The sequence below is a fragment of the Bellilinea sp. genome, assembly GCF_034432615.1.
In the GTDB taxonomy this organism is placed as follows: domain Bacteria; phylum Chloroflexota; class Anaerolineae; order Anaerolineales; family Anaerolineaceae; genus Bellilinea.
In genome coordinates this window covers 1-4,096 of record NZ_DAOUBL010000272.1, presented here as the reverse complement: position 1 = coordinate 4,096, position 4,096 = coordinate 1, and the positions used below count along the sequence as shown (strand labels likewise).

The 4,096-nt window shown below is 52.5% G+C and carries 8 protein-coding genes; all 8 read right to left on the bottom strand.

What is annotated here, in order from left to right; genetic code table 11:
* On the bottom strand, positions 1-666 hold a 666-nt coding region (locus VAE48_RS12100; protein ID WP_322793582.1), incomplete at its 3' end, for a hypothetical protein.
* Entirely contained in the window at positions 659-952 is a 294-nt protein-coding gene (locus tag VAE48_RS12095; protein WP_322793581.1) for a hypothetical protein, read from the bottom strand. The genes VAE48_RS12095 and VAE48_RS12100, both read right to left, overlap by 8 nt.
* A complete protein-coding gene (locus tag VAE48_RS12090; RefSeq protein ID WP_322793580.1) occupies positions 949-1,311 on the bottom strand; it encodes a hypothetical protein in 363 nt (120 codons plus the stop codon). Before VAE48_RS12090 ends, VAE48_RS12095 begins: the two co-directional genes overlap by 4 nt.
* Positions 1,312-1,360: 49 nt before the next feature.
* The gene (locus VAE48_RS12085) at positions 1,361-1,594 is read right to left on the bottom strand and encodes a hypothetical protein (protein WP_322793579.1); all 234 of its coding nucleotides are present in this window, start codon (positions 1,592-1,594) and stop codon (positions 1,361-1,363) included.
* Positions 1,579-2,190 carry a hypothetical protein gene (locus tag VAE48_RS12080; protein WP_322793578.1) on the bottom strand — a complete coding sequence of 204 codons (612 nt, stop codon included), beginning with the start codon at positions 2,188-2,190 and terminating at the stop codon, positions 1,579-1,581. Before VAE48_RS12080 ends, VAE48_RS12085 begins: the two co-directional genes overlap by 16 nt.
* A 57-nt stretch (positions 2,191-2,247) precedes the next feature.
* On the bottom strand, positions 2,248-3,024 hold the full coding sequence (locus VAE48_RS12075) for a ParA family protein (RefSeq protein WP_322793577.1): 777 nt from the start codon (positions 3,022-3,024) through the stop codon (positions 2,248-2,250).
* Positions 3,012-3,719 (bottom strand): AAA family ATPase, encoded by a 708-nt coding sequence (locus VAE48_RS12070; protein WP_322793576.1) that lies wholly within the window; start codon positions 3,717-3,719, stop codon positions 3,012-3,014. The genes VAE48_RS12075 and VAE48_RS12070 overlap by 13 nt, the downstream gene beginning before the upstream one ends.
* 1 nt (position 3,720) lies before the next feature.
* Entirely contained in the window at positions 3,721-3,987 is a 267-nt protein-coding gene (locus tag VAE48_RS12065; protein ID WP_322793575.1) for a hypothetical protein, read from the bottom strand.
* Positions 3,988-4,096: the final 109 nt, after the last annotated feature.

Sequence of the window (4,096 nt, the reverse complement as noted above, 5' to 3'; positions counted from 1 at the left end):
GATCCGCTCCAGCGGATATTCTTGCACCAACCGATGGGCTATCGCCAGATAAACCCCGGCGGTTTGTAATCGGTTCAAAATTTTTCGTAATCGGTTCAAATTTTTTGTTTCGCCGCCGTTAATTAAGTTTAGATATGCTGCTGTTAAATTAATTAAGCTATTATTATTAACAGCAGCATTACTAAACTTATTAATATCGCCAATCGGTTCAAATTTTGAACCGATTAAACCGTTATTTTGGGCGTCAATCGGTTCATTTTTTGAACCGATTGAACCGTCAATCGGTTCATTTTTTGAACTGATTGAACCGTCAATCGGTTCATTTTTTGAACCGATTATTTCGGGATACACATTCAACTCGTACACGAACTCTTCATGTCCTCGATAGCCCGGAATGGCATAGCGTGTCAAAAGCCCCCTTTCCAGTGCCGCTTTCAAACCGGCAACTACCGAGGGGCGTGCCAGTCCCGTCAATCGCTCGAAGTCCGTCAAAGTCAGCGATTCGCCGCCGCCGAATTGGAGGGTGTGATACACCGTTGCCAGAACAACCCGCATTTCTGCCAGCGACATGTACGGCATGGCTTGAATGATCTCAATCGGCAAGTAAGCACCGGTGGGTAGTCGGACACCGGCAAAAACCGGCCCGGCAGTTTTTCGTTCACCCATACTTCACCCCCCGACTCTGCAAGATTCTTTCGGCGTCTTCTCGGTTTGTCCCGGCCAGAATCACAACAGCATTCCCCCTGCGAATCAACTCCTCTTCCCGCTCCAAAATGCGGATCGTCCGCTTAACCCACTGTTCGCTCTTGCGGCATTTCTCCGCCAGCAAAGGGGTGTTTATCACAGCAACGCCATCTGCCCCCTCCTGATCTGCCAGCGCAAGCAACAAAACTAACCTGCTGCCCCTTGCTCGGCTATGCTCCCAAACTCTCGTAAATGCTTCAACACTCATTTCTGCACTCCTTGCTTTTGAAATTTCGGGTAAAAGTCAAACACCACAATCTCTTGTCCATGAGCATCTCTTCCAACCGAGTAAGAAAACAGCAGCCCCCGTTTCACCGCCCGCTCGATACCGACCAGCACCGATTCGCGGTCAAGACCAGTCAACTGCTGGAACTCGGTGAGCGTGATCGGCTCCGCACCCCCAAATTGCATCAGCCGGGCAATGGCGGCAATCACCACTTTCAATTCCGCCAGACTCATCCACGGCAGCAACGGGACGATCTCCGGCGGCAGGATGATCGTGTCCGGCAGGGTAATCCCGTCCAGCACAGGCCCAAAACTCTTGTCGTCTGCCTCGTTTTTTGTCATTCTTTCACCTCCTTGCTTTGTTTTTCAAATGTTTCAATAACAACTAAAATCAGCCATTTTTCGGTGGGTGTTTCACATCACCCATACAAACATAGCCACACCATAAAAATAGAGGGCTTGTAGGGTTTCTAGAAAAGACTACGTCAGCGGTTGCGTCAGCGTCAACGTCGGCGGAGCGTAAGCGGAGCGTCAGCGGAACGTCAGCAAAACCGCTGACGTTGCTTTTTTGCCCTTTTTCAAAAATCACAATTTTCTCGACCGCAATTTTCAACTCTCGCTCCATTCCGCCCTCGCTTCTTGTTTCGGGTAAGGAATCAAACGCAAAACACCTGCTTCATAGCGGCTCGTGCTGTGTTTAAGCAGCAATGTAACCAGTTCGCCAACCGGAATATGATGGCTTTCGGCTTTTTCTTTGATTTTTTGGATCAGGTCTCCGGGCAGCCGATAAGACGCCCGATAAGCCCACAAAGGCGGTTCCTTCTGCTCTTTTTTCTTTCGCCGGGTTTCTACTTGAGCAATGGCTTTCGGTGCAGGATTCCACCCATCCTCCACCCAGCCATGTTGTTGCGTCCAACCGCTGTCGAGCGGGTAAAGCGTCATACGGGCTCCTTTGATCTTGGGCTGAACAGTCAGGGTCTCCCGCTCCATGCAGTAGAGACCGTATTCCATAAATGCCCTGGCTACTTCATCCGCGGTCACGCCCAGTTGATCGGCAATCGCCACCACCTTGTCGCTGACCTCCTCAGGCACGCCGCGAAACGTTTTGGCTCGATGTTCCTTTTCCCACGCACGATTGCGCGGTTTCTTCGGCCCCTTCATCAATCCGATGACGTCAATCGTCGGCATGTTCATCCCGGCCATCCCCGGACCTGTTTCCATCCGTGCTTCCTCTTCCCGCTCCGACTTTCCGGCCCAAAATGTTCTCCGCTCCGCCATCTACCACCTCAATACGCTGTCCACAATCTGTTTGTATTCCTGTGCCGCTCGGCTTGTGGGGGCTTTCTCAAACACGGTTTGCCCTTCGGCGATACATTCCCGAAATACGGTCGCCCGGTGGATCGGCGGGAGTACCAACTCGCCAAATCCCGCTTTGAGGTCTTCTTCGATTTTTTTCGTCTCTCGCGTCACATCGTCATAGAACGTTGGCAGTACTCCACCCAATGACCCACGCCAACCTTTGTTCTCTTTCAAATTTCGCATGATACCCAGGGTCTTATTCAATCCCTCCAATGAGCCAAATTCCATTGCAACCGGCACAATCACAAAATCCGCTGCCCAGATCGCCCGCTCTTGTAATCCTCCAAGCGAGGGACTGGTATCCATGACGATGTAATCCAGCCCGTTGCGCATGAAAACACTAATAGCATCCCGAATGTACGAAACCGGCTTGTCCAGGGCCGCCAGCGAGTTTTGCGCCACCGCCGTCTCCTGACTACCCGGAATAATCCACAGGCGGGGACGCCCTGTGCTGCGCACCTGCTGCCGCAGCAGGATCATTTCATTCTTTTCCAACGGCTTGATGGACGACATCAACAAGAAGAAAATCCCCGGTTCCTGCTTCAAACCTAAGTAGCTTGCACTCTGCCCTTGCGGGTCAAAATCCAAAATCAGCACTTCCTTGCCCCGCAGTGCCAAGCCATGCGCCAAACTGAGTACGGTGATTGTTTTTCCTGCTCCGCCCTTCTGGTTGGCAATGGTGATCACTTTCGCCATGCTATCTCCTGTACCAACACCGCCAAGTTGTGATACTCCGCCATTACCCGCGCAACCCGCGGCGGTTCAAAGGCTGTCCGCTTCTGTCTCACCCGTGCGTTCCAACTCAGCAGAAATACCCCATCTGCTGATTTACCTGCTTCCAATGTTCGATCTATATCTGCCACCGTTTCTACAATGCCGATGAGAAAGCACTTTCCCTGCCAGCCTTCCTGCCGCAATTCATGGCACAACGTCAGGGTTTCTTCGCTGCTCTCCAGCGGTGTCCTGGGGTCGTGAGGGACCAGCACGAAATCGGACAACTTCAACAGTTCCTCTTCTATGTCCTGTTCATACCGATACCCATCTGCCACAATCCAATCCATTCCCTGCACATCAAACCGTTCCCACTTGATTTCATCCACCCTCAGGCGTATCTCCTTGCCATCCAACAGTTCACTCACACTCGGCTTATAACCCGTTAGAACACTAACCCCCACGTGTGTCTCATAAGGGAGTACCTCTTCCCCCATCATCCAGCGCAGCGCCGACCCATCCGCCGCTAGCCCAAACCACTTGTGGCAATACGGCGGATTGGCAAAATCCATCAACGTGACGGTTTTACCCAGCCGCACCAGCCCGTGCGCCAGGTTTACCGCCAGGGTGGTTTTGCCAACGCCACCTTTTTGGTTGTAGATTGTGATCACCTTCGCCATCTCACACCTCCCCAAACAAGCTCAAATGCGCTTGGGACTCCACCGCTTTTGCCTCATGGGTCAGCCATACGTCATGCGGAAGCATCCCCTTTCCTCGCACTACTTCCAGCCCGGTTCGGGCTACCCACTCCACCAGCTCACCCGGCGCTTTCTCGCTCACCTGTGCCCACACCGGCTTTTCCCCCGTGGTCAATTCGTCGTGTGCCAGCGCCTGTTCCACTTCCCGCTCTTCCGTTACCGTATATGCTCTCCAGGTCATCTTTTTCATGTCCATTACCTCCGTCAAGCCACTCGATATAACTCGCTCCGCCGTGTCCATGCACGGTTAGCAAATCCTCGATCCGCAGGTACACATTCAACCCATACGGCTCTCGTTT